This is a genomic window from Flagellimonas olearia, assembly GCF_009184425.1.
GTDB lineage: Bacteria > Bacteroidota > Bacteroidia > Flavobacteriales > Flavobacteriaceae > Flagellimonas > Flagellimonas olearia.
Genome location: NZ_WELG01000133.1, coordinates 1 through 344, shown reverse-complemented (window position 1 = coordinate 344; position 344 = coordinate 1). Strand labels below are relative to the sequence as shown.

1 protein-coding gene is annotated in these 344 nt (G+C 36.3%); it reads left to right on the top strand.

Annotated elements, in window-relative coordinates:
• A partial coding sequence (locus tag F8C76_RS18170; protein ID WP_152132966.1) for a reverse transcriptase domain-containing protein occupies positions 1-250 on the top strand: 250 nt, incomplete at its 5' end.
• Between the last annotated feature and the right edge of the window lie 94 nt (positions 251-344).

Here is a 344-nt window from a genome sequence, read left to right as displayed (position 1 = left end):
CATCTATGGACTTAAGCAAGCATCTAGAGCATGGAACATCAAGTTTGATCAGGCAGTCAAATCCTTTGGCTTTGATCAAAACATTGATGAACCATGTGTGTATAAGAAAGGAAGTGGAAAGGCAGTTGCATTTTTGGTCCTGTATGTAGATGACATATTGCTCATTGGAAATGATGTAGGTATATTGTCATCCACAAAGGTTTGGTTATCCTCTCAATTTCAGATAAAGGATTTGGGTGAAAGAGTGTGAAACAAATTCAAAGAATTAGAAATTTCCAAAAAATCCCATCTCATTTTTTTTTTAGGATGCAAAATCCAACATAGGCTACCGGCAAATAGCCAAG